Source organism: Pseudarthrobacter xylosi (assembly GCF_055412765.1).
On record NZ_JBVAYT010000001.1, the window covers coordinates 512,716 to 535,323 of the forward strand.

Consider the following 22,608-nt stretch of genomic DNA (forward strand, 5'->3'; position numbering starts at 1 on the left):
ATGACGTACACAGTGAACTGCTCCATCCTCTTGACGGAGCTTCCCCTGCTCGAGCGCCCCGCAGCCGCAAAGGCTGCCGGCTTTGACGCCGTCGAGTTCTGGTGGCCCTTCGAGGCCTCCGTCCCCACCGACGCCCAGGTCACCGGGTTTGAGAACGCCATCAAGGATGCAGGCGTCCAGCTCACCGGGCTGAACTTCAACGCTGGCAACATGCCGGGCGGTGACCGCGGCCTGGTTTCCTGGCCCGCCCGCTCCACCGAATTCCTGGACAACATCGACGTCGTTGCCGGCATCGGCGAGCGCCTCGGCTGCAAAGCCTTCAACGCCCTCTACGGCAACCGCATCGACGGCGAATCGGCAGAGAAGCAGGACGCCATCGGCGCCGAGAACCTCGCCGCCGCAGCTGCCGGCGTCGCGGGCATCGGCGGCACCGTCCTCCTCGAACCCGTCAGCGGCGCCCCCAAGTACCCGCTCCTCAAAGCTGTTGACGCATTCCAGGTCATCGCCCGCGTCAAGGCGGAATCCGGCGCCGAGAACATCAAGCTCCTCGCGGACTTCTACCACCTGGCGGTCAACGGTGACGACGTCGCCGCCGTCATCGAAAAGCACGCCAAAGACTTCGGCCACATCCAGATTGCCGACGACCCCGGCCGCGGGGCTCCCGGAACCGGTGAGCTTCCCCTCGGCGAATGGATCGCCCGCAGCCGCGAACTCGGCTATGACGGCTACATCGGCCTCGAGTACAAGGAACCGGCGGAAACCGCGTTCGCCTGGGCCATCCGCCAGCGCGTCGCCCGCTGATCCCCACCCGCCCAACTGAGTAGCAGCAGATGCTGTTATGAGCCCTCATAACAGCATCTACTGCGACCTAGTTGGGTACGGCCCACCGGATTCACCACACAGACTTTCAGTAAAGGAACCACAATGAGCAACGTTGCAGTCATCGGACTCGGAATCATGGGCCTCCCCATGGCCATCAACCTGGTCAAGGCCGGCCACACCGTCACCGGCTTCAACCGCAGCCAGGACAAGATCGACAAGCTCGTCTCCGAAGGCGGCCAGGGTGCCACGAGCATCGCGGATGCCGTCAAGGACGCCGACGTCGTCATCACCATGGTGCCGGACTCCCCGGACGTTGAGGGCGTAGTCACCGGCAAGGACGGCGTCTTCGCCAACGCGAAGAAGGGCACCCTCTGGATCGACGCCAGCAGCATCCGCCCGGACGTTGCCAAGCGCCTCTCCGACGATGCCAAAGAAGCCGGCATCCGCCCCCTCGACGCCCCGGTCTCCGGCGGCGAACAGGGCGCCATCAAGGCTGCTCTCTCCATCATGGTGGGCGGCGAGGCAGCAGACTTCGAGGCAGCACAGGACGTCCTCAACGCCGTCGGCAAGACCATCGTCCACGTCGGACCCTCCGGCTCCGGCCAGACCGTCAAGGCAGCCAACCAGCTGATCGTGGCTGTCAACATACAGGTCCTGGGCGAAGCGATCGCCTTCCTCGAGGCCTACGGCGTGGACACGGATGCAGCACTGAAGGTCCTCGGCGGCGGCCTCGCCGGCTCCAAGGTCCTCGACCAGAAGGGCCAGAAGATGCTCGACCGCAACTTCGACCCCGGCTTCCGCCTCGCCCTCCACCACAAGGACCTCGGCATCGTCACCTCTGCCGCCCGCGAAGCCAACGTCGCCGTCCCCCTCGGCGCCGTCGTCGCACAGCTTGTCGCTGCCACAGTCAACCAGGGCGACGGCGGCCTCGACCACTCGGGACTCTTCAAGCAGGTCCTCCAGCTCAGCGGCCGCAAGTAAGCACCTCCGGCAGTAGTCGGACAACAGGCAAACCGGTGATCCGCCGTCGTACATCACGACGGCGGCTCCCCCACTACACCCAAATTCCGCCCGCAGAGGGCACACCCTCCCCGCCCGCTCCCTAACCTCGCAAGCTCGCTCAGGGAACCCTGCGGGCGTGGGCCCATCAATTTCAAGGAGTACACAATGACTAAGATGCGCACCGTTGACGCTGCCGTCGCGATCCTGGTAAAGGAAGGCGCCATTGAGGCGTTCGGCCTGCCAGGCGCGGCAATCAACCCGTTCTACTCGGCAATGCGGAAGAACGGCGGCGTCCGCCACACGCTGGCCCGCCACGTTGAAGGCGCCAGCCACATGGCTGACGGATACAGCCGCGCCAAGGATGGCAACATCGGCATCTGTATCGGCACCTCGGGACCTGCCGGCACGGACATGATCACCGGCCTGTACGCGGCCTGGGCAGATTCCATCCCCATGCTCTGCATCACCGGCCAGGCCCCCGTGGCCAAGCTGCACAAGGAAGACTTCCAGGCCGTGGATATCCAGACCATCGCCGCCCCGGTCACCAAGATGTCCATGACCATCATGGAACCCGGCCAGGTTCCGGGCGCCTTCCAGAAGGCCTTCCAGCTGATGCGCTCCGGCCGTCCAGGCCCGGTCCTGCTGGACCTTCCCATCGACGTGCAGATGGCCGAGATCGAATTCGACATCGACGCCTACGAGCCCATCGTGGTCCAGAAGCCCACTGCCAGCCGAAAGCAGCTGGAAAAGGCCCTGGACATGCTGACCGCGGCCGAGCGGCCGCTGATCGTGGCCGGTGGCGGCATCATCAACGCCGGCGCCTCCGCGCAGCTGGTGGAACTGGCCGAACTGCTGAACGTTCCGGTCATCCCCACCCTGATGGGCTGGGGCACCATCCCGGACAACCACGTCCTGATGGCCGGCATGGTGGGCCTGCAGACCAGCCACCGCTACGGCAACGAGACCATGCTGGCCTCCGACTTCGTGATCGGCATCGGCAACCGCTGGGCCAACCGCCACACCGGCGGCCTGGACACCTACACGGCCGGCCGCAAGTTCGTGCACATCGACATCGAGCCCACCCAGATCGGCCGCGTGTTCTCGCCGGACCTGGGCATCGCGTCCGACGCCGGTGCGGCGCTGGCCGGGCTGATTGAGCTGGCACGCGAGCGCCAGGCAGCGAAATCCCTGCCGGACTACTCCGGTTGGGTTTCAGAGTGCACCGCACGCAAGGGTTCCCTGCAGCGCAAGACGCACTTCGAGAACGTGCCGATCAAGCCGCAGCGCGTGTACGAAGAGATGAACAAGGCGTTCGGCAAGGACACCACCTACGTGTCCACCATCGGCCTGTCGCAGATCGCCGGCGCACAGATGCTGCACGTGTTCGGCCCGCGCAAGTGGATCAACGCCGGCCAGGCAGGCCCGCTGGGCTGGACCGCCCCGGCCGCCCTGGGCGTGGTCCGCGGCAAGCCGGACGAGACCGTGGTTGCCCTGTCCGGTGACTACGACTTCCAGTTCATGATCGAAGAGCTGGCCGTGGGCGCGCAGTTCAACCTGCCGTACATCCATGTGGTGGTGAACAACTCGTATCTGGGCCTGATCCGCCAGTCGCAGCGCGGCTTCGAGATGGAACAGAACGTGTCCCTGGCGTTCGAGAACATCAACTCCACTGATCTCTCCGCAACCGCAGCGGGGTACGGCGTGGACCACATCAAGGTGGCCGAAGGCTTGGGCTGCAAGGCCATCCGCGTGGAAAACCCGGCAGACCTGCCGGCCGCGTTCGACAAGGCCAAGGCCCTGATGGGCGAGTTCAAGGTTCCCGTGGTGGTTGAAGTGATCCTGGAAAAGATCACCAACATCTCCATGGGCGTTGAGATCAACGCCGTGAACGAGTTCGAAGAGCTGGCCGCCCGCGGCGAGGACGCCCCCACCGCGATCATCGCCCTGCTGGATTAGTAAGAAACCGAGAGGAGGTACCGGAATGCGTGTGGTCATCGCACCGGACAAGTTCAAGGGCTCGCTGTCAGCCCCCGACGTCGCCAGCCGCCTGAGCGCGGGTCTGCAGTCAGCTGTGGCGGGCCTTGAGACCACACTCATTCCGGTGGCCGACGGCGGCGAGGGCACCCTCGACGCTGCCGTCGGCTCCGGCTTCACCCGCCGGACCGCCACCGTCACGGGTCCCACGGGCCAGCCGGTCCGGGCCGACTTCGCGGTCCGCGGCCGGGAGGCCGTGATCGAAATGGCCGCAGCTTCCGGGCTCGCGCTGCTGCCTTCCGTCCTCCAGGGCGGCGGCCCGGACTCCGGAACGGCCACCACCGCCACCAGCCAGGGCACGGGCGAACTGATCCGCGCCGCCCTGGACCTGGGCTGCCGGCAGATCATCCTCGGCGTCGGCGGCAGCGCCAACACCGACGGCGGCGCAGGCGTCCTTCAGGGCCTCGGCGCAGTCTTCCTCGACAAAGCGGGCAATGAGCTCCCCGGCGGCGGCGCCGCCCTGGCCCGCCTGGACCGGATCGATTTCTCCGGCCTGGACGTCCGGCTGGAGGAATCCCGCTTCACCCTGGCGTCCGACGTCGACAATCCCCTTCTGGGGCCGAGCGGCGCCGCCGCGATCTTCGGACCGCAGAAGGGCGCGACCCCGGGTGACGTCATCGCCCTCGACGCAGCCCTGGCGAACTTCGTCTCCGTCCTCGCCGGCGAGATCGGCATCCGTGCCGAGCGGGCCGCCGTCGCACCCGGCGCAGGAGCAGCCGGCGGCGTCGGCTACATTGCCATCGCGGCACTGGCTGCGGCACGCAGGCCGGGCATCGACGTCGTACTCGAATTCACTGAACTGGAGCAGCGGCTGGCAGGCGCGGACCTGGTGATCACCGGCGAAGGCAGCCTGGACGAGCAGAGCCTGCTCGGCAAAACACCCATGGGGGTGGCCCGAGCAGCGGCGCGCGCCGGAATCCCGGTGATTGCAGTCTGCGGCCGCAGTACGCTGAGCCCGGAACAGCTTACAAAAGCCGGGTTCAGCACGGTTCATGCACTGACAGATTTTGAATCCAGTGTAGAGAAATGTATGGCCGAAGCAGGCCCGCTGCTTGAAGAATTAGGTAAGCACATCGGCGTGCACCTGCCTGCGAGTGCAGCGCGTACCGACACCAAGGAGAACGTCCATGTCTGAAGAAACCACCCCGGCCACCGGTTCGTTTGACCTGGTCATCCGTGGCCAGCGCATCCTCACCACCGCAGGAATCACCGCCCGCGAAGTAGGCATCCGCGGCGGCGTGATCGTCGCCATCGAACCGTTCGGCAACGGCCTCACCGGCACGCAGGTCATTGACCTGGCCGACGACGAAACCCTCATCCCCGGCCTCGTGGACACGCACGTCCACGTCAACGAGCCCGGCCGCACCGAGTGGGAGGGCTTCGCCTCCGCCACCCGCGCAGCCGCCGCCGGCGGTGTCACCACCATCATCGACATGCCGCTGAACTCCATCCCGCCCACCACCACGGTGGAAGGCCTCAAGCTCAAGCGCGAGGTGGCCGAGGACCAGGCGTTTGTGGACGTCGGCTTCTGGGGCGGTGCCGTACCGGGGAACAAAGCGGACCTCCGCCCGCTGCACGACGAGGGCGTGTTCGGCTTCAAGTGCTTCCTGCTGCACTCCGGCGTGGACGAGTTCCCGCACCTCGAAGCGGACGAGATGGAGGAGGACATGGCCGAGCTCAAGTCCTTCGACTCCCTCATGATCGTCCACGCCGAGGACTCCCACGCGATCGACCGCGCCCCGCACCCCGGCGGCGACCACTACGAAACGTTCCTCGCCTCCCGCCCGCGCGGCGCCGAGAACAAGGCCATCGCCGAGGTCATCGAGCGTGCCCGTTGGACCGGCGCCCGCGCGCACATCCTGCACCTCTCGTCCTCGGACGCGCTGCCCATGATCGCGAGTGCAAAGCGCGACGGCGTCCACCTCACCGTGGAGACGTGCCCGCACTACCTCACCCTGATGGCCGAGGAAATCCCCGACGGCGCCACTGCCTACAAATGCTGCCCGCCGATCCGTGAGGCCTCCAACCGCGAACTGCTCTGGAAAGGCCTGCAGGACGGCACCATCGACTGCATCGTCTCGGACCACTCCCCTTCCACCCTGGACCTGAAGGACCTGGAAAACGGCGACTTCGCCGTGGCCTGGGGCGGCGTCTCGTCGCTGCAGCTGGGGCTGTCCCTGATCTGGACCGAGGCCCGGCACCGCGGCATCACCCTTGAACAGGTGGTGTCCTGGATGGCCGAGAAGCCCGCCGCACTGGCCCGCCTGCACAACAAAGGCCAACTGGCCCTCGGTTACGACGCGGATTTCTCCATCTTCGCGCCGGACGACGCGTTCGTCGTCGACGTCACCAAGCTCAAGCACAAGAACCCCATCACGCCCTACGACGGCAAGGCGCTCTCCGGCGTCGTCCGCAAAACGTTCCTTCGCGGCAACGAGATCGACGGCCGCACGCCCAGCGGCAAGCTGATCCGCCGCGGCGGCGTCTGAGGCGCAGCGCGATGGCCGTCAACGTCCATGCCCCGCGGCCGCGCGCCGGCGCCCGTCCCGGCCTTCAGCCTCGGCTTCAGCCGCGCGGCCTGGCGGTGTGGCTCCAGCCTTGTGAAGGCGAGGACATCGACCCGGCGGTCTGGGCCATGGCCGCCAAAGCGGTCCTGGCACGTGCCCGCCAGTTGGCTCCGGAAGCCGAAATCCAGCTGTGGACCGGCACCGAAAACGGAACCGCAGGCGTCGAAGGTTCAGACGCTTCCGCCGTCGTCGCCCCGCCGGTCTCCGCGCCGGTCTCCACGCCGGTCTCCCTGGCCGGGCGGCGCAGCGTCGTGGCTGTGGATCTGGCTGCGGACACCGTCCTGCTGGACGGTGTCCGGGTCAGCCTGACGTTCATGGAATTCAGCCTCCTGCGGTACCTCGTGGAGAACCAGTCGCGGCCGATAAAACGTGAAGAACTGCAACGCGTTCTTGAGTCCCTGGACTGCCCCGGTGCCGCGTTCCGCTCCATCGACGTGTATGTTGGCCGTGTCCGGCGCAAGCTGGGCTCGGCCCGCCACGCCATCGCCACGGTGCGCGGCGGTGGCTACCAGTTTGTGCCCGGCCCGGGCAGCACTGTCCGCGGACCCGCGGAATACTGCATCTAGGCAGCCCGTTGCACCCATAGATTGATCGCCGGCCACGGCGGTTGCCCCACAAGCCAAGGATCGAAACATGACCCAGAAACTCCTCGCCGGAACCCAGGCCCCCGAGTTCGCCCTGCTCAACGCCGAAGGCCACAAGGTCTCCCTCTCCGATTACCGCGGACGCAACGTCATTGTGTACTTCTACCCGAAAGCCGCCACCCCCGGCTGCACTACCGAGGCCTGCGACTTCCGCGACAACCTCGCCAGCCTGCAGTCCTCCGGCTACGAGGTCCTGGGCATCTCCCCGGACGCGCCTGAGAAGCTGGCGGCTTTCACCGGCGATTTCGCCCTGACGTTCCCGCTGCTTTCCGACGAGGACCACGCCGTGGCGCTGGCCTACGGCGCCTGGGGCGAGAAGCTGGTGAACGGCGAAGTGGTTGACGGCCTGGTCCGTTCCACAGTGGTGCTCGACGCCGAAGGCAAGGTCACGCTCACCCAGTACCAGATCAAGGCCCAGGGCCACGTCGAAGCGCTTAAGGCAGAGCTCGGCCTCTAAGGAATCCTGCGCGAACGGACACTTGGGGCCCCAATCGAGCGGCCGCACGACGGCGGGACTTCCCGCCGTCGTAGCTGCTTTGGGGACTATTTGTTGCGTCCGCGTGCGGCTACGTGCCAGCGGTCCACGATTTCGCCGCCGCTGACCACGGTGACGTCGTCGACGAGGTTCATGGCGATGCAGACGTGATTGGGCACCACACGCAACCGGTCTCCGAGTGCTGGCAGCGTTGCCCCTTCCGGCCATACAACGGTGGCGTGGTGTTCTGACAGTGCGGTGATTCGGGCTTCCGGGTGGTCAAGGAGCCGCCCGAATCCGGTGGCCCAACCGGGCCGGTCGCCGCCGAGGATCTTGCTGCCGGAGTCCAGGATGACCCTCCGCGGGATGAGGTCGGTGCCTTCATGGCGGCTGACGACTGTTGCCGCGACCGTCAGTGCGATGTCATCGGCCGCACAGCGTTCCAGTTCCAGCTGTTGGGCATCTCCGAAAACGTACACGCCGGGCCGGACTTCCGTGGCCCCTGAGTTGCCGGCGGTGAGGGTGGCGGTGGGAGTGGACCCGCCGCTGCGGTTGGTGATGGGGAAACCTGCCGCCGCGAGAAGGTCGGCGGCCTCGCCGAGGGCCAGCCGTTCCTCGTCCATAGCCTTCAACGGCATACCTGGGGCATAGCTGTGCCCTGGAAAGGTGAAGACTCCCGTGACGCGCAGCCCTCCCCGCGCTGCGGCCTGGGCTACGCCGACGACGGCGTCGGGTGCTATCCCGCTGCGGTGATGGCCGCTGTCGATCTCCAGTACCACTTCAATCTCACCGACGGCATCGCCCAGCGACGCGGCCATGGTTTCGGCTGCTTCCCGTGAATCCAGGCCAACGGCGATCCTGGCTTTTGCTGCAAGGCGCCGGAGCCGTTCAGCCTGCCGGGGACCGACCCAGAGCGGATACGCGATGAAGATGTCTTTGGCCCCGTGCTCGGCAAAAACTTCGGCCTCTCCGAGGGTGGCCACCGTCAGCCCGACGGCTCCGGCAGCCAGCTGCATTTCCGCGATTTCGGGCACTTTGTGCGTCTTGACGTGTGGCCGAAGGTGCAGGCCCTTGGCCCGGACCGTGGTTGCCATGCGGTCGATATTTCGCTGGAGCACTTCCCGGTCGATGATGATCTCAGGTGTGTCGATTTCCGCTGGGATGGTCATCTTTACACTTTATGCGGATCCCTTCGCATACCCTATGTATACAATGGGCCATCGGTGGAGGCTGAAGGAGATTCAATGCGCAAACCAGAGCTGGAGTTCCACGAACCACTCGTTGAATGGCAGAAGACGAACGGCGACGCCGAACGCGGAATTTGGGAACAGATACTCGCTGCGGACCCGACTACCGGGGATTCGACCCTGCTCCAACGCTATGATCCCGGGGCCAACACCATAGCCAGCGGCGTGATCGTCCACGACTATTGGGAGGAGGTCATGCTTCCCTCGGGCGAACTGACCGATGTGACCCTCGGGAAGACTTTTACCCCGGGCATGTACGCGTGCCGTCCGCCAGGCATGCGCCACGGACCTTACCTCAGCCGCGCCGGCTGCAGCATGCTCGTTGTTGTCCGCCCCTCCCCGGAACCCGGCGCGAACGAACACTTGGGGCCCTAGCCGAATGGACCCACGACGGCGAGCCCTCCCGCCGTCGGGCCTCCCGCCGTCTGGTCAGTCCCGGAGCGGTGTCCATCCGACCGGCAGGGGGCCGCGGATTTCGGCCCTGCGCCGGTCAGCAGCCGCCGACCAGCCTTGTGCTTCCTGCGCGCCGGACTCACCGACTGTCCCACGGGCCACCCTGAACCCGACGTCCTCCAACAAGGCGTCCGGTGCGCTACCGCGGCGAACTGATGATCGGCAACTCCACTCACGATCGGCCCATCCACCGCCGCGCAGGCTTCGGTAATCGCCGTAGCGGGCGGTATCGGCGTAGTCCCAGCACCACTCCCAGACGTTGCCGATCATGTCGAAGACACCGAAGGGATTCGCTGCTTTGCGGGCAACGTCCTGGGGGCCGTCCACCTGATCGACGGCGGTCCAGGCGATGTCCGCTAGCGGCCCGTATGTCGGTCCATGGGTTCCGGCGCGGCAGGACCACTCCCACTCGGCCTCCGTAGGCAGCCGGAACCCATCGGCGTTGACCTCCCAGAGGACCTTGCGGTCGCGGATCCGGTAAGCCTGCCTGAATCCGGCCAGGGCAGAGGCTTTGTTGCACCATCGCACGGCATCGAACCAGGTCATCGGATGTACTGGAGTCTTCAGTGAGGAGACCCGTGTTTCGGCCCTCCCGAACACCGCGACCCAATCCGCCCATGTGACCTGGGTCTGTCCGATCTCGAAGGGACGCAGGGTGACTTCCCGACGGGATCCGGACCGCGCATCGCTCAGCTCCACGGTACCGGCGGGAATTGCGGCCAGCTGGACTGAAATAGGGTCAGCGTGCCGTGCGTGCGTTCGGCCAACGGCGTCGGGCAGTGGAACGTCAGCAGATTCGAAAGCCATGCCGCCAGTCTGCCGTGGTTGAGTCAGAATCGGCAGACTGGCATCCCCTCGCCACCGTGACGCCATCGGCCTTCAAGTGAGCCTCGATCCTGTGCCCATGCGGATCATCGGCGTAGTGCGTCACAAGGTTCGTCGCCAAGCCCAGCCGTGCCACGCCCACCACCACGTTGAGGGGACTGCCTCCCGGGTGGGCCTGGACCTCCTCCGGCCTGCGGGGGTCGCTGATGATGTCCACGAGCGATTCGCCGATGCCCGTGATCATGGTCAACTGCCCGGGTAGACGACGGCTTTGAGCTGGCCGGCCTGCTTGCCCGCTTTCAGGGCTTCTTCGGACTCGGCGAGGGTGAACTTTCCGGTAACGAGGATGTCCAGGTCCACCTTTCCGTCGGCGATCAGTTGGATCGCCAGCGGCCAGGTGTTGGTGTAGCGGAACACGCCGGAGAGCCAGATTTCCCGGTTCTGGATGAACGAGACAGGAAGCTCGACGTCGTCCGCCCCCAAACCGACGAGGATGACCCTGCCGGCCGGCCCGACGGCTTTGATTCCGGAACGGACCGCCTGGGGTGCGCCGGAAGCGTCAATGAACGCATCGACGTCGAGCCCTTCGACACTGTCGGTCCTGGCGTTGAGCGCGTGGGTGGCGCCGTGTTCGAGTGCGAAGGCGAGCCGGTCCTCGGCGATGTCCGTGATGTAGATTTCGCTCGCCCCGAAGGCGCGTGCGGCCTGCGCGGCGATGATGCCGATGGGACCGGCGCCGGCGATCAGGACCCGGCTGCCGGGCTTGATCTCTGCGCGTTCGCAGGCCCGGAGGCCCACGGAGAGCGGCTCGATGAGGGCGGCGGCCTCGTCGCTGACGCTGTCCGGGATGTCGTAGGCGAAGTCGCTCTGGATGGTCACGTACTCGGCGAAGGCGCCGTCGATTGGCGGGGTGGCGTAGAACTCGATGTCCGGGCACAGGTTGTAGCGGCCCGCCTTGCACTGCTTGCAGGTGCGGCACGGGCGCTGTGGTTCGACGGCGACGCGGTTGCCGATGCGGGCCGGGTCAACGGCGCTTCCGACGGCGGCGATCCGGCCGGAGAGTTCGTGGCCCAGGACCAGCGGGTGGTCCACCACGTATTCGCCGATCCGGCCGTGCTCGTAGTAATGGACGTCGCTGCCGCAGACGCCGACCGCGGCCACCTGCACCAGGACCTGGTCGGCGTCGAGCTGCGGAAGGGGCAGGGTTTCCATCACCATGTGGCCCTGGCGCTTCAGGACGGACGCGCGCATGGTGGCCGGCAGTTCAGCGGGGGCCAGGGTGCTGGACTGGGCGGTGGGTGTTGTCATCGGAGTGGTCCTTTCGGAAATTCGGAAGTGGAGGGCCGGGTGCCTGAATGCGCTATTTCACGGCGCCCAGGGAGAGGCCCTGGACGAGCTTGTCCTGGGCGGCGAACCCCGCGAACAGCACCGGGAGGGAGATCACGACGGCGGCCGCGCACACCTTGGCGAGGAAGAGGCCCTGGCCGGAGACGAAGCCGGTCAGGAAGACGGGGGCGGTGCCTGCCACCACGCCGGTGAGGACCCGTGCCAGCAGCAGTTCGTTCCAGCTGAAGATGAAGCAGATCAGGGCGGTCGCGGCGATGCCGGGCATCGCCACAGGTGCCACCACCTTGCGGAGTGTAAGGAGCAGCCCGGCACCATCGATCTGGGCGGCTTCGAGCATTTCGACCGGGACTTCTGCGAGGAATGACCGCATCATCCAGACCGCGATGGGGAGGTTCATGGACGTGTACATCAGGATGAGGAACCAGATGTTGTCCAGGGCTCCGACGGTCCTGGCGAAGAGGTAGAGCGGCAGGATCGCGGCCACCACCGGCATCATTTTCGTGGAGAGGAAGAAGAACATCACGTCGGTCCACTTCTTCACCGGCCGGATGGACAGGGCATAGGCCGCAGGGATGGCCAGGACAAGTACGAGGACCGTGGACAGGATCGAGGCAGTAGCGGAGTTGATCAGCGACGGCCATGGGCTGACGCCGGACGTTTCTCCGAAGAACTCCCGGTACGCGTCCAGGGTGAGGTTCGCAGCGATGGACGGCGGGTTGGTGGCGGCGTCCGTTTCTGAGTGGAAGGACGTGAGGATCATCCACATCACGGGGGCGGCGAACAGCAGGGCGAGGAGCCAGGCCGCCAGGCCCGCAGCGGTGTTGTTGCGGGTGGGGTCCATGCGTGATTTGCCTCGGCGGACTGGTCCGGCGGCACGTGCGGCGGGTGATGTTGAACGGGCATGGCCCGACTTGCGGGGTGCGGCGGGAGTGAGCGTGCTCATCGTGCTGCCTCCTTCTTGAAGAGTGAAAAGACGGTGCGGAGGGCAAAAGTGGCCACGATGATGGTGCCGATGACCACCACAACGCCGGCGGCTGAGGCCAGGCCGTATTCGTTGGCGAAGTAGAAGGTCTGGTAGATGGCGTAGGGCAGGTTGGCGGTGCCCAGTCCGCCTGCGGTGAGGGTGAAGACGGCGTCGAAGTTCTGCACGATGTAGATGGCACCGAGCAGGCCGCCCAGCTCCAGATATTGGCGCAGGTGCGGCAGGGTGAGGTGCCGGAAGATCGCCCACGGTGTGGCGCCGTCCATCTGGGCCGCCTCCACGGTGTCCATGGGCCGGGACTGCAGGCCGGCGAGCAGGATGAGCATCATAAACGGCGTCCACTGCCAGACCAGCGAGACGATGACGGCCATCATCGGGGCCTGGGACAGGAGGTCCAACTGGGGCGCTGTAGTGCTGCCGAAGAGGGACCAGAGCCAGGTCAGGATGCCGTTGATCAGCCCGTAGGTGGGGTTGAGCAGGGCGTGCTTCCAGATAAGGGCCGCGGCCACGGGCACCACCAGGAACGGTGCGATCAGCAGGGTCCGTGCCAGGCCGCGGCCGATGAACTTCTTGTCCAGCAGCAGTGCCAGGCCCAGCCCGACGACCAGGCTGGCGAGGACCACCGAGACGGTGAGGAGGATGGTGGTGAAGATGGCCTGGCGCAGGTCCGGATCGGTGAGGACCGTGACGTAGTTTTCCACGCCGGCGAAGGCCGTCTTGTCAGGGCTCAGGCTGTTCCAGTTCAGGAACGAGATGATCAGCGTCACCACGAACGGAAGCTGCGTGACGACAATGAGGAAGATCAGGGCCGGAAGCAGCGGTGCACGCCGGGCCCAGGCCAGGGCGCGTTCCCGCGACCGGGTGTCTCTTTGAGGTTTGGCTGCGGGGTGTCCCGGGCGGGAGATGCGCGCCATTGCGGTAGTCATGAGGTTCTCCTGCTGTTCGGTCATTGCTACTTGTACTTATTGCCGATTTTTTGGGCGGCTTCCTGGCCCTTGGCCAGTGCGTCGGCCACGGTGCCCTGGCCTGCGATGGCGGAGCTGACTCCCTGGGAGACGTTGGTGCCCAGGGCAGCGAACTCGGGAATGCCCACAAACTGGATGCCGACGGCGGGACGTTCCTGGGCGCCGGGGTTCTTCGGGTCGGCGTTCTCAATGGCGAAGCGTTCGGCCTCGAAGAACGGCGCCGCCTTCTGGAAATCGGCGTTCTCGTAGGTGGAGATGCGCTTGCCGGAGGGAACCTTCGCCCAGCCGAGCTTTGACGCCACGAGCTCTTCGTAGTCCTTCGAGCTGGCCCAGGCGATGAACTTTTCTGCAGCGTCCTGCTTCTTGGACGCTGCCTGCAGGGCCCAGGACCAGGTCCACAGCCAGCCAGCGGACTTGGTTTCCTTCACGGGGGCCTGCGCGTAGCCGATCTTCCCCTTCACGGGTGACGCGTCCGATTCGAGCGCGCCCGCGGCCGACGTGGCGTCGTACCACATGGCCACTTTGCTCTGGCTCATGTTGTTCAGGCACTCGGTGAAGCCCGCCTGCGCGGCTCCTGCCTCACCGTGTTCGCGGACCAGCTTGGTGTAGAACTCCACTGCTGCCGTGAACTCCGGGCTGTTGACCTGTGCATTCCAATCCTTGTCGAACCAGGTGCCGCCGTACGTGTTTACCACGGTGGTCAGCGGCGCGAAGACCTGGCCCCAGCCGGGCTGGCCGCGGAGGCAGATGCCCTTCATCCCCGGGGCCGCCCCGTCCACCTGCGCCGCAATGTCCGCAACCTCGTCCCAGGTGGGTTTCTCCGGCATGGTCAGGCCCTTGGACTCCAGGAGGTCCTTCCGGTACATCAGGAACGAGGACTCGCCGTAGAACGGTTCGCCGTAGAGCTTGCCGTCCTCTCCCGTGAGCGAGGCCGTGTAGGCCGGCAGGATGTCGTCCTGGTCAAACCCGGCGTCGTTGGCCACGTTGTCCAGCGGCGCGAGCCAGCCGTTGGCGGAGTAGAACGGGATCTCGTAGTTGGACAGCGAGGCTACATCGTACTGGCCGGCCTGACTGGAGAACTCCTGGCTGATCTTGGCCCGGACGTCGTTCTCCGGCAGGATCGTGTAGTCGACCTTGACGCCGGTTTCCTTGGTGAAATTATCGGCAGTGAGCCGCTGCAGGTCCTCCATCTGGGGGTTGTTCACCATCAGGACGTTGATGCTGTTCGGGTCTCCGGCGGAATTGCCTCCGCCGGCGCCGGCACAGGCCGAGGCGCTAAGGGCCACGCACAGGGCGCCGGCGGCAATCGCGGCAGCGCGCGTTTTTGGGCGCATTGAGGACTCCTTTGTTCTTCAGGGGGTACACAACCGGCTCGTGTCGCCTGCTGTGACGACGTATTCGGCTGGAGCAAGGCCGGTCATCGGGATTTCGATGTGCCGGGCTGGTCTTCCTCAACTGTAGGTGTGTGCGGTATGCCACAACTAGCGCCGCGCATGCCAATTTCTGATACTAATTTTCCTAACCAGGATTCCGCGTGCGGGCGCTACTGTGGGAAGGCGCCAACGGCGCTGTCCATTTTTCATGTATGCGGATAACGGGAGTACGAGCATGAGCGCGGCAGATCCCGGCGACGGAGCTTCGGCCAGGCTTGCCGAAAGGCTACTGGGCATGCGGGCCAGCCGCGAGGTCATCCCGGCGGATCCAAACCATTCGGTCCGGTGGCATGAGCATGACTACCCCACTGCGGCGGCCCGCTGGAATTACCACCCCGAGTACGAGATCCACCTCATCCGGAAGGGCACCGGAAAGTTCATCGTCGGGGACCACATCGGCACGTTCGAGGCCGGGCACGTGTCCCTGGTGGGATCAGGACTGCCCCACGACTGGGTCAGCGACCTCGAGCCGGGCGAGGTCATTGAGGGCCGGGACGCCCTGATCCAGTTCGATGGAAAGTGGGTGGAGCAGACCGCCGCTTTGGTTCCAGAACTGGCCGAAATCAAGCCTCTGCTGGAACAATCAGCACGCGGGATCGAGTTCCTCGGGAGCACGGCCCGGGCTTCGGCTGCATCCATCGAAGCAATGGGCGCCTCCACCGGGCTGGGGCGGCTCCAGCACCTGCTGGAACTGTTTGCCATTCTTGCGCGCTCGCCGCAGGACGAGCGGCGCTACCTCGCTGACGAATGGTTCAGGCCGCACCTGGACGGCCAGGCCGCGGCGGTGGTGGACATCGTCCTGGAGTACGTGTTCGGCAATCACGCCGGCAGCGTCAAGATGTCAGAAGCGGCATCGCTGGTGGGAATGCCCGAGCCGACGTTCTCGAAATACTTCAAGCGCGCCACTGGCCAGAATTTCAGCGATCTGGTCCGCAAACTCCGGTTGGCCCATGCACGGCGGCTGCTCGAGAGGAGCGACAAACCCATCTCGGACATTTGCTACGAAGTCGGGTTTTCCAACCTGTCCAATTTCAACCGGCACTTCTTGAACGACGCCGGCGAAACGCCTCGGAGCTACCGCCAACGGATGCAGGGCTGAGCCACGTCCGGCGTGTCCAAATCCATCGGAGAGCCAGAGTGGAATCCCGCTTTCGAGGAGGCTCCTCCCGCCGTCGTACCCTGACGTTTCGGTGGTCTCCCCGGGATTTTTCGGCCTGTCTATTGCCCCGGGGCCATCGCTTCAGGCACACTGGCTACAGATCCGCAGGAACAATGCTTCCGCCGATCCAGCCCGCCGGACAATTCGGCCGGCACCAGCCCCCATCAGAGATGCCGGGCAACCCCTCTGGAACCACCGCTTTCCGCCTCCCCCGGGTGCACCCGGACCCGGAAGCCTGTGCCTACCCAGAGTCCCGGGATCCCGCCGAGAAAGAGACCACCATGATCAAGCGCCACTCTGACCTTGTCCTGGCAATCACAGCCCACGATCCTGATACCGTCGAAAGCGACCTCAACACCGCCGTGGAAATGGCCCGCGAACACGCCATGCAGGAAAGCCGCCACGGCATCCTGGTCACACAGCACAGCTACACCAGCTACACCGTCGCCGTCAGCCGCGACGTCCCCTACGGGCAGACACACGAACGGCGCGAACAGGCCGCGTAGCCCTACAGCGAGCGGACGACGGCGGAACCTCCCGCCGTCGTCCGCTTGCGTTTGGGGCCGTTCCCCACCGCGCAGATTAGCCAACGCCTCAAGCGCCGCAATGATCTGGACAACCTCTGCGAAGTCGGCCGCGCTGACCGGAGCCCAGCGGAAGCCCGTGCCGGGCTGCCGTTCGATGACGCATCTCGAGGTCGCCGTAGTCGCAGCATGGCCCGTCCGGAGACTTCCGCTGATGAAACGTAGCGAGGACTCCTCATCGAAGCCGCCTGACAGCACCGGCCCGGGCAAAGGCTGCTGAACCAAGCCTCGGACGTCGTCGCCCGCACCCGTAGGAGCCGCTCACCTATGCCCCTTGACGACCGGACGTACGTATCAGCGGCCTACTTATGCATCGCCTCATGGATTTGAAGCGCAAACCAAAGCTGAGCCAATGTGGACGTTTCGGTCATATCCAGGCCCGTCAACTCGCTGATTTTTCGGATTCTGTAGATGATGGTTTGCCGGTGGGCAAAGAGCGCCGCGGCGGTCTTTTGCCACGATCTCTGCGCGTCAAGGTAGGTCCTCAACGTCACGATGAGGTCGCCTTCCTGGCCCCGTTCGTAGGCGAAGATCGGACCCAGCAGCCGCTCTACCAACGCGGTCCCTTCCTCAAAGCTCGTGAGCCCCAGCCACGAAGCACCCTCGGCGTACCGGGCCAGATTTATGGCATTGCCCTTGGCCGAGCCGAGCGCCCACAGCGACTCCTGCAACGCCCGCCGAATCCCGGGCGCAGACGTCGGCGAGCTGATGCCGATCCGGACCTCCGGACCCGCGCAGTGGACCAGAATATCGTCCGTCACTGCAGCGGACACCGCCACATGAAGCGTTTTGAAGCGCCGCAGGCAAGCGGCCGGAAAGCCGTGGCGCCACAGTTCGACATGGACATCCGCCAGCCGCTCGCCGTCGTCGGCCGATATCGAAACCACCAGGAAATCCTGAGCCGGAACATCAAAAGCCGTGAGCCGGCTCTCCAGTTCCGCCGTTCCCAGGCGGCCGTCGACCGCCTGCAAGAGGAATTCGCTCGCCAGGCGGTGCCGGCTTTCCAGGGACAGGACTTTTCGTGAAAGTTCCAGCCCCAGCACCGTTGCCGCATGCAGAATCACGACGGCGTCCGGGTGCGGATCGCCGTTGGGGAGCACCACCAGGAGCGCGTTGGCGTGCGTGGGGATATCCATCATCAGCACGTGCCTGTCCCGCAGCCGATGCCACTGGAACTTCTTCCCGGCCAAGGATATTCGCCCGGTCAGCGGGGCCAATTCCGCCTGCAGGAAATCCGGCAGCGGCTGGCCGTCCGGATGCCACGGATGAAGGCACCGCCGGTCCACGATGAACAGATCTGCATCGAGCTCAGCCGCGAGGCCCCGAAGAAGGCCGTGCAAGTGGTCCTCGGATGTTCCGGCAGTGCGGAGCAGGTCGTAAATCCTGGCGGTCTGACGCAGGCGCCGCGATTCCTCCAACAGGGAGGATTCAGCCACCGTTCGCGCAATGGCGATGAAGGGCAGCGGATAGGGCACGTTGATCAGCGGCAGCGGCAGCCTCTCACAAGCCGCCAGGAACTCTGGCAACAGCTCCGGCGCGTGCATCTTCTCTCCGATGGCCAGCGCACTGGCGCCCGCATCCACCAGCGCCTCGGCGAGCGCAACCTGCCCAGCAGCTTCGGCCGGGATGGACAGGCCGTTGGTCATCATCAGCTCGCCGCCAGTGACCCATTCCCACAGCCTCGGCAAATCAGATGTGTGGGCCCACGTGATCCGGTTGCCGCTGCCTGCGGATCCGGCCAGCAGCGTGAGTCCCAGCTGGGGTTCCGCCACGAGTTCGGCCACGGTAATTGCCATGGAATTGCGCTCCCACATCCTTGGTTTCCGGCCCACCTAGAGGCTCTTAGACATATGTATAAGAGCCTCGGCCATTTGTAGTCAATCTACCGCTATACGCCGTGATGCGCGTCACCAAGAATTGGACTACGTACTTCCCGCTCAACGGCGAGCGACCCGCACCTCCCACCGAATGCCGCCAGCGTCACAGCCCGGCAGCACAGCAACCGAAGGATCCCGGCATGACAACGCACAAGCCCATCGGCCCCGTCGACGCAACAAAAGTCCCCCGGTATGCAGGCCTCGGCACCTTCGCCAGGCTTCCCCAAATCGACCGCGTTCCGGACTACGACATTGCGATCGTCGGCGTACCGTTCGACGGCGGAACCTCCTTCCGGCCTGGCGCCCGTTTCGGTCCTGCCGCAGTCCGCGAAGCCTCACGGCTTCTGCGTCCCGGATACCACCCCGAACTGGACGTTGAGCCTGTCTACGAAGCCCAGGTGGTGGACGCCGGCGACATCGCCTGCACCCCCTACGACATCGCCCGCGCAGTCCGAGAGATCGAGGAGCAGGCCCTCCCGCTGCTCGGCGACGCCGGCTCCGGCAAGAAGCTCATTTCCATCGGCGGCGACCACACCATCGCCCTGCCGATGCTGCGGGCACTGAACAAGGTCCACGGCCCGGTGGCCCTGCTCCACTTCGACGCCCACCTGGACACCTGGGACACCTACTTCGACCAGCCCGTCACCCACGGCACCATCTTCCGCCGCGCCTTTGAGGAAGGCCTCCTGGTGGAGGACAAGTCCATGCATGTCGGCATCCGCGGCCCGGTCTACGACCGCAACGACTTCCTCCGCGACCACGAATTCGGTTTCCAGATCATCCGCTGCTCGGACCTTGACGTCATCGGCGTCCCGGCAGCCATCGCGCAGGTCAAGGAGCGGCTCGGCGACACCCCGGTCTACGTCTCCATCGACATCGACGTCCTGGACCCGGCCTACGCGCCGGGCACCGGCACCCCCGAAATGGGCGGGCTCCACTCCCGCGAACTCTTGGCACTGCTCCGCGGACTCAACGGCATCAACATTGTGGGTGCCGACGTCGTCGAGGTCGCTCCGGCCTACGACCACGCGGACATCACCACAGTTGCCGCGGCCACCCTCGTCTTCGACCTGCTCGCGCTGATGGTGAACCGTGGCAAGGCTGGGGCGAACGAGGTCCGCGAACTGCAAGCAGCCTCCTGGAACGCATCATGAGCACTCGAACCACTCACGCCGTCGCGGCCGAAGTCCCCCGACTCGAGGACAAGACCATCCAGCCCATCCCCGCGGACGAACGCCACGGAAAAGCCCGGGACCTCTTCACCATCTGGTTCGGTTCCAACATCATGATCATGACCATCGTGACGGGTGGACTCGCCACCACGGTGTTCGGCCTCAGCTTTGTGCCCGCAATCGTCGGGATCATCGTTGGAAACATTGTCGGTGGCATCTTCATGGCACTGCACTCCGCCCAAGGCCCGCAACTGGGCGTGGCGCAGATGATCCAGACCCGCGGCCAGTTCGGTTCGTACGGGGCGCTGCTGATCGTTGTCATCGTGGTGATCATGTACGTCGGCTTTTTCGCAGCGAACCTCGTCTTTGGCGGGGAAGCAATGGCCGCAGTCAACCCGGGCATCAGTGTTGACGCCGGCATCATTATCATCGGCATCGTCAGCGTTGTTGCCACGATTTTCGGCTACCGGCTCATCCACGCCTATGCACGCGTCTTGAGCATCGTGGCAGGTCTGGCGCTGCTGCTGGCCTTCGCCTGGATCCTAGCCGTCCACGGATTGCCGGCCAGCTTCCTGGACCAGGGAAACTTCAACTGGGTGGGCTTCATGGCCACCATCTCCGTCTCCGCCCTCTGGCAGCTCGCCTACGCTCCCTACGTCTCGGACTACTCCCGCTACATGCCCCAGGGCACCGGCTCGGCCCCAGCCTTCTGGGCATCCTACTCAGGCTGTGTGCTGGGAACACTCTTCCCGATGATCCTGGGTGCCCTGGTGGGAACCCTTGCGGTGACCATGAGCAACGATGCCGGCAACGTCGAAATCGTCGGCAGCCTGGGCGCATTGCTCCAGCCCTGGACCATGATCGTTATCGGAATCTTCTGCCTCGGCGTCGCGGCGTCGAACGCCATGAACCTCTACTGCGGCGTCCTGTGCAGCCTCACCATCGGCCAGACGTTCAAGCCAAACTGGTTGCCCCGCGCCAAGACCCGAAGCGTTGCGGCGATCATCCTCTTCACCCTCGCGCTCCTGATCGCACTGTTCGCCCGCGACAACTTCATCCTCTTCTACACGAATTTCCTCTCCTTCCTGATGTACGTGCTGGTTCCCTGGACGGCCATCAACCTCGTGGACTACTACCTTCTCCGGCACGGCGACTACAGGGTTGAAGACTTCTTCAAACGCGATGGCGGCGTGTACGGACGGGTCAACTGGATAGCGATCGGCTCCTACGTGGCCGGCGCGCTGATCCAGGTCCCCTTCTCCGCAACAGCGATCTACACGGGCCCACTGGCCGCGGCGATGGGCGGCGTGGACCTCTCCTGGATCGTCGGGCTAGTGGTTGTTGCTCCGCTCTACTACTTTGCTGCCCGCCTGTTCCGGAAGTCGGATGCCGCCCCCTTTCAGACCCCCGCATTCGTAACTGAACTGACTTGACACACCGCGGGCAACGGCCCGCACCCCACATACACTCCCGACGCCGCGACCGGCGCAGAAAGCAAAGGCGAAACACCATGACACTCACTAACACCGAACAGTTCACTGTCCGACGCTCCCCCCTGGATCACAGCCCCGCCGGACTCTTTCCACCCAGCGGACAGTTCATTGGCGGATCATTTGTTCCAGGTTCCTCCACCGACCTCATCGACGTCGTAGACCCCACCACTGAGCAGGTCATCGCGTCCGTGCAGGCCGGCACAGCTGCAGATGTTGATGTCGCCGTTGAAGCCGCTGTGTCGGCCCAGAAGTCATGGGGCGCCACCACCCCGAAGGAACGCTCCGAAGTGCTGAACCTGATCGCCAACATCATCGAAGCCAACCGGGAAGCCTTTGAAACCATCGAGTCAGCCAACACCGGTAAACCGCGAACCGTCGCGGAGGACGATGTCTCAAGCACTATTGATACTTTCCGTTTCATGGCCGGAGCTTCCCGCACGCTGACGTCCATGGCCGGTGGTGACTACGCAACCGGGCACACTTCGGTCATCCTCCGGGAACCCGTGGGCGTTGTCGGCGTCATCACGCCCTGGAACTACCCGCTGCTGATGGCCGCCTGGAAGATCGCTCCCATACTGGCCGCCGGCAACAGCATTGTCCTCAAACCCTCCGAGCAAACGCCGCTGTCCACGCTGAAGCTGGCGGAACTCGTGGCCGGACAGATCCCGGCTGGCATCCTCAACATCGTGACCGGACAAGGCCGAACCGTCGGACAGCGACTCGCCGAACATCCTGATGTTGCCCTCGTCGCCTTGACAGGGAGTGTGATCAGCGGACAGGCCGTTGCCGAGACCGCGGCCAAGTCAGTCAAACGCGTCCATCTGGAACTCGGCGGCAAGGCACCGGTTGTTGTTTTTCCCGACGCCGACCTCCGCGCGGCCGCCGCTGGGGTTCGAAATGCCGGCTTCTGGAATGCCGGTCAGGACTGTGGCGCTGCCTGCCGCGTTCTGGTGCACGAGTCGGTGGCGGAGGAGTTCACCGAGCACCTGGTGCGCGAAGTCAGCACGCTGGCCATTGGGGCACCAGGGGCGGGCGACGACGTGGAAATCGGTCCCATGATTTCGCGCCCCCACTTCGAACGCGTGCAGGAATCACTGGCCGAGGCCAAGGCTGCTGGCCTGAACGTGGCCATCGGTGGTTCGGCCCTGGAAGGCCCGGGCTTCTTCATCGAGCCCACTGTCATCAGCCACGTTCCGGCCGGGGCACATATAGCCACCCACGAAATCTTTGGTCCGGTAGTCACGGTCGAGGCCTTCAGCACCACCGAAGAGGCCATCACCCGCGCGAACGAGAGCCCTTACGGCCTGTCCGCGTCGGTGTGGACCAAGGATTCCAGTCTCTCGCTCAGGGTTCCCAAGCAGCTCGACTTCGGCACCGTCTGGGTCAATTCACACCTGGTGCTGGCTTGCGAGGTACCGTGGGGCGGGTTCAAAGGTTCCGGCTACGGCCGCGACCTCTCGCTCTACGCCCTGGATGATTACTCGCGAACCAAGCACGTCATGATCAACCACGGCGCGTAAGCGTGCA

At 65.2% G+C, this 22,608-nt stretch carries 21 protein-coding genes; 13 read left to right on the top strand and 8 right to left on the bottom strand.

Translation table 11 applies throughout. The features are described 5' to 3' along the window. The 7 genes from ACZY1F_RS02420 to bcp all read left to right on the top strand — a co-directional run bounded on the left by ACZY1F_RS02420 (position 1) and on the right by bcp (position 7,526). On the top strand, positions 1–801 hold the full coding sequence (locus ACZY1F_RS02420; RefSeq protein WP_463940066.1) for a hydroxypyruvate isomerase family protein: 801 nt from the start codon (positions 1–3) through the stop codon (positions 799–801). A gap of 60 nt (positions 802–861) precedes the next feature. Further along, positions 862–1,803, top strand: a complete 942-nt coding sequence (locus ACZY1F_RS02425; protein WP_463940388.1) for a 2-hydroxy-3-oxopropionate reductase — start codon at positions 862–864, stop codon at positions 1,801–1,803. A 186-nt stretch (positions 1,804–1,989) separates the two neighbouring features. Continuing rightward, positions 1,990–3,780 (top strand): glyoxylate carboligase, encoded by a 1,791-nt coding sequence (gene gcl / locus ACZY1F_RS02430; RefSeq protein ID WP_463940067.1) that lies wholly within the window; start codon positions 1,990–1,992, stop codon positions 3,778–3,780. A 25-nt stretch (positions 3,781–3,805) separates the two neighbouring features. Then, a complete protein-coding gene (locus tag ACZY1F_RS02435; RefSeq protein ID WP_463940068.1) occupies positions 3,806–4,993 on the top strand; it encodes a glycerate kinase in 1,188 nt (395 codons plus the stop codon). Continuing rightward, the gene (gene allB / locus ACZY1F_RS02440; protein ID WP_463940069.1) at positions 4,986–6,347 is read left to right on the top strand and encodes an allantoinase AllB; all 1,362 of its coding nucleotides are present in this window, start codon (positions 4,986–4,988) and stop codon (positions 6,345–6,347) included. Before ACZY1F_RS02435 ends, allB begins: the two co-directional genes overlap by 8 nt. Before the next feature lie 11 nt (positions 6,348–6,358). Beyond that, positions 6,359–6,991, top strand: a complete 633-nt coding sequence (locus ACZY1F_RS02445; protein ID WP_463940070.1) for a winged helix-turn-helix domain-containing protein — start codon at positions 6,359–6,361, stop codon at positions 6,989–6,991. Positions 6,992–7,058: 67 nt separating this feature from the next. Beyond that, positions 7,059–7,526 carry a thioredoxin-dependent thiol peroxidase gene (gene bcp, locus ACZY1F_RS02450; RefSeq protein WP_463940071.1) on the top strand — a complete coding sequence of 156 codons (468 nt, stop codon included), beginning with the start codon at positions 7,059–7,061 and terminating at the stop codon, positions 7,524–7,526. 86 nt (positions 7,527–7,612) lie between these two features. On the opposite strand, the gene ACZY1F_RS02455 is transcribed toward bcp, so the two are convergent. Beyond that, positions 7,613–8,713 (bottom strand): D-TA family PLP-dependent enzyme, encoded by a 1,101-nt coding sequence (locus tag ACZY1F_RS02455; RefSeq protein ID WP_463940072.1) that lies wholly within the window; start codon positions 8,711–8,713, stop codon positions 7,613–7,615. Positions 8,714–8,788: 75 nt separating this feature from the next. Between ACZY1F_RS02455 and ACZY1F_RS02460 the strand changes: the two genes are divergently transcribed. Continuing rightward, positions 8,789–9,166: a cupin domain-containing protein gene (locus ACZY1F_RS02460; RefSeq protein WP_463940073.1), complete on the top strand. Its 378-nt coding sequence runs from the start codon at positions 8,789–8,791 to the stop codon at positions 9,164–9,166. Positions 9,167–9,220: 54 nt separating this feature from the next. Here ACZY1F_RS02460 and ACZY1F_RS02465 read toward each other — a convergent pair whose 3' ends face one another. The 6 genes from ACZY1F_RS02465 to ACZY1F_RS02490 are packed head-to-tail and all read right to left on the bottom strand — an operon-like array spanning position 9,221 to position 14,697. Then, entirely contained in the window at positions 9,221–10,051 is an 831-nt protein-coding gene (locus tag ACZY1F_RS02465) for a formylglycine-generating enzyme family protein (RefSeq protein WP_463940074.1), read from the bottom strand. After that, positions 10,032–10,313: a PfkB family carbohydrate kinase gene (locus tag ACZY1F_RS02470; RefSeq protein WP_463940075.1), complete on the bottom strand. Its 282-nt coding sequence runs from the start codon at positions 10,311–10,313 to the stop codon at positions 10,032–10,034. Before ACZY1F_RS02470 ends, ACZY1F_RS02465 begins: the two co-directional genes overlap by 20 nt. A gap of 2 nt (positions 10,314–10,315) precedes the next feature. Continuing rightward, complete coding sequence (locus ACZY1F_RS02475; protein WP_463940076.1) at positions 10,316–11,377, bottom strand: NAD(P)-dependent alcohol dehydrogenase; 1,062 nt, start codon at positions 11,375–11,377, stop codon at positions 10,316–10,318. Positions 11,378–11,429: 52 nt separating this feature from the next. Further along, on the bottom strand, positions 11,430–12,359 hold the full coding sequence (locus ACZY1F_RS02480; protein ID WP_463940077.1) for a carbohydrate ABC transporter permease: 930 nt from the start codon (positions 12,357–12,359) through the stop codon (positions 11,430–11,432). Next, the gene (locus ACZY1F_RS02485) at positions 12,356–13,324 is read right to left on the bottom strand and encodes a carbohydrate ABC transporter permease (RefSeq protein ID WP_463940078.1); all 969 of its coding nucleotides are present in this window, start codon (positions 13,322–13,324) and stop codon (positions 12,356–12,358) included. The genes ACZY1F_RS02480 and ACZY1F_RS02485 overlap by 4 nt, the downstream gene beginning before the upstream one ends. Positions 13,325–13,350: 26 nt before the next feature. Continuing rightward, positions 13,351–14,697: an ABC transporter substrate-binding protein gene (locus tag ACZY1F_RS02490; RefSeq protein ID WP_463940079.1), complete on the bottom strand. Its 1,347-nt coding sequence runs from the start codon at positions 14,695–14,697 to the stop codon at positions 13,351–13,353. A gap of 274 nt (positions 14,698–14,971) precedes the next feature. Here ACZY1F_RS02490 and ACZY1F_RS02495 point away from each other — a divergent pair, with 274 nt between their 5' ends. Next, positions 14,972–15,895, top strand: coding sequence for an AraC family transcriptional regulator (locus tag ACZY1F_RS02495; protein WP_463940080.1), 924 nt, complete (start codon positions 14,972–14,974; stop codon positions 15,893–15,895). 173 nt (positions 15,896–16,068) lie between these two features. Next, the gene (locus tag ACZY1F_RS02500; RefSeq protein WP_463940081.1) at positions 16,069–16,461 is read left to right on the top strand and encodes a hypothetical protein; all 393 of its coding nucleotides are present in this window, start codon (positions 16,069–16,071) and stop codon (positions 16,459–16,461) included. A 380-nt stretch (positions 16,462–16,841) separates the two neighbouring features. Here ACZY1F_RS02500 and ACZY1F_RS02505 read toward each other — a convergent pair whose 3' ends face one another. Next, the gene (locus ACZY1F_RS02505) at positions 16,842–18,335 is read right to left on the bottom strand and encodes a PucR family transcriptional regulator (protein WP_463940082.1); all 1,494 of its coding nucleotides are present in this window, start codon (positions 18,333–18,335) and stop codon (positions 16,842–16,844) included. Positions 18,336–18,556: 221 nt separating this feature from the next. Here ACZY1F_RS02505 and speB point away from each other — a divergent pair, with 221 nt between their 5' ends. The 3 genes from speB to ACZY1F_RS02520 all read left to right on the top strand — a co-directional run bounded on the left by speB (position 18,557) and on the right by ACZY1F_RS02520 (position 22,601). After that, on the top strand, positions 18,557–19,570 hold the full coding sequence (speB, locus tag ACZY1F_RS02510; protein WP_463940083.1) for an agmatinase: 1,014 nt from the start codon (positions 18,557–18,559) through the stop codon (positions 19,568–19,570). Then, positions 19,567–21,021, top strand: coding sequence for a purine-cytosine permease family protein (locus ACZY1F_RS02515; RefSeq protein ID WP_463940084.1), 1,455 nt, complete (start codon positions 19,567–19,569; stop codon positions 21,019–21,021). Before speB ends, ACZY1F_RS02515 begins: the two co-directional genes overlap by 4 nt. Before the next feature lie 77 nt (positions 21,022–21,098). Next, complete coding sequence (locus ACZY1F_RS02520; protein ID WP_463940085.1) at positions 21,099–22,601, top strand: aminobutyraldehyde dehydrogenase; 1,503 nt, start codon at positions 21,099–21,101, stop codon at positions 22,599–22,601. The last annotated feature ends 7 nt before the right edge of the window (positions 22,602–22,608 follow it).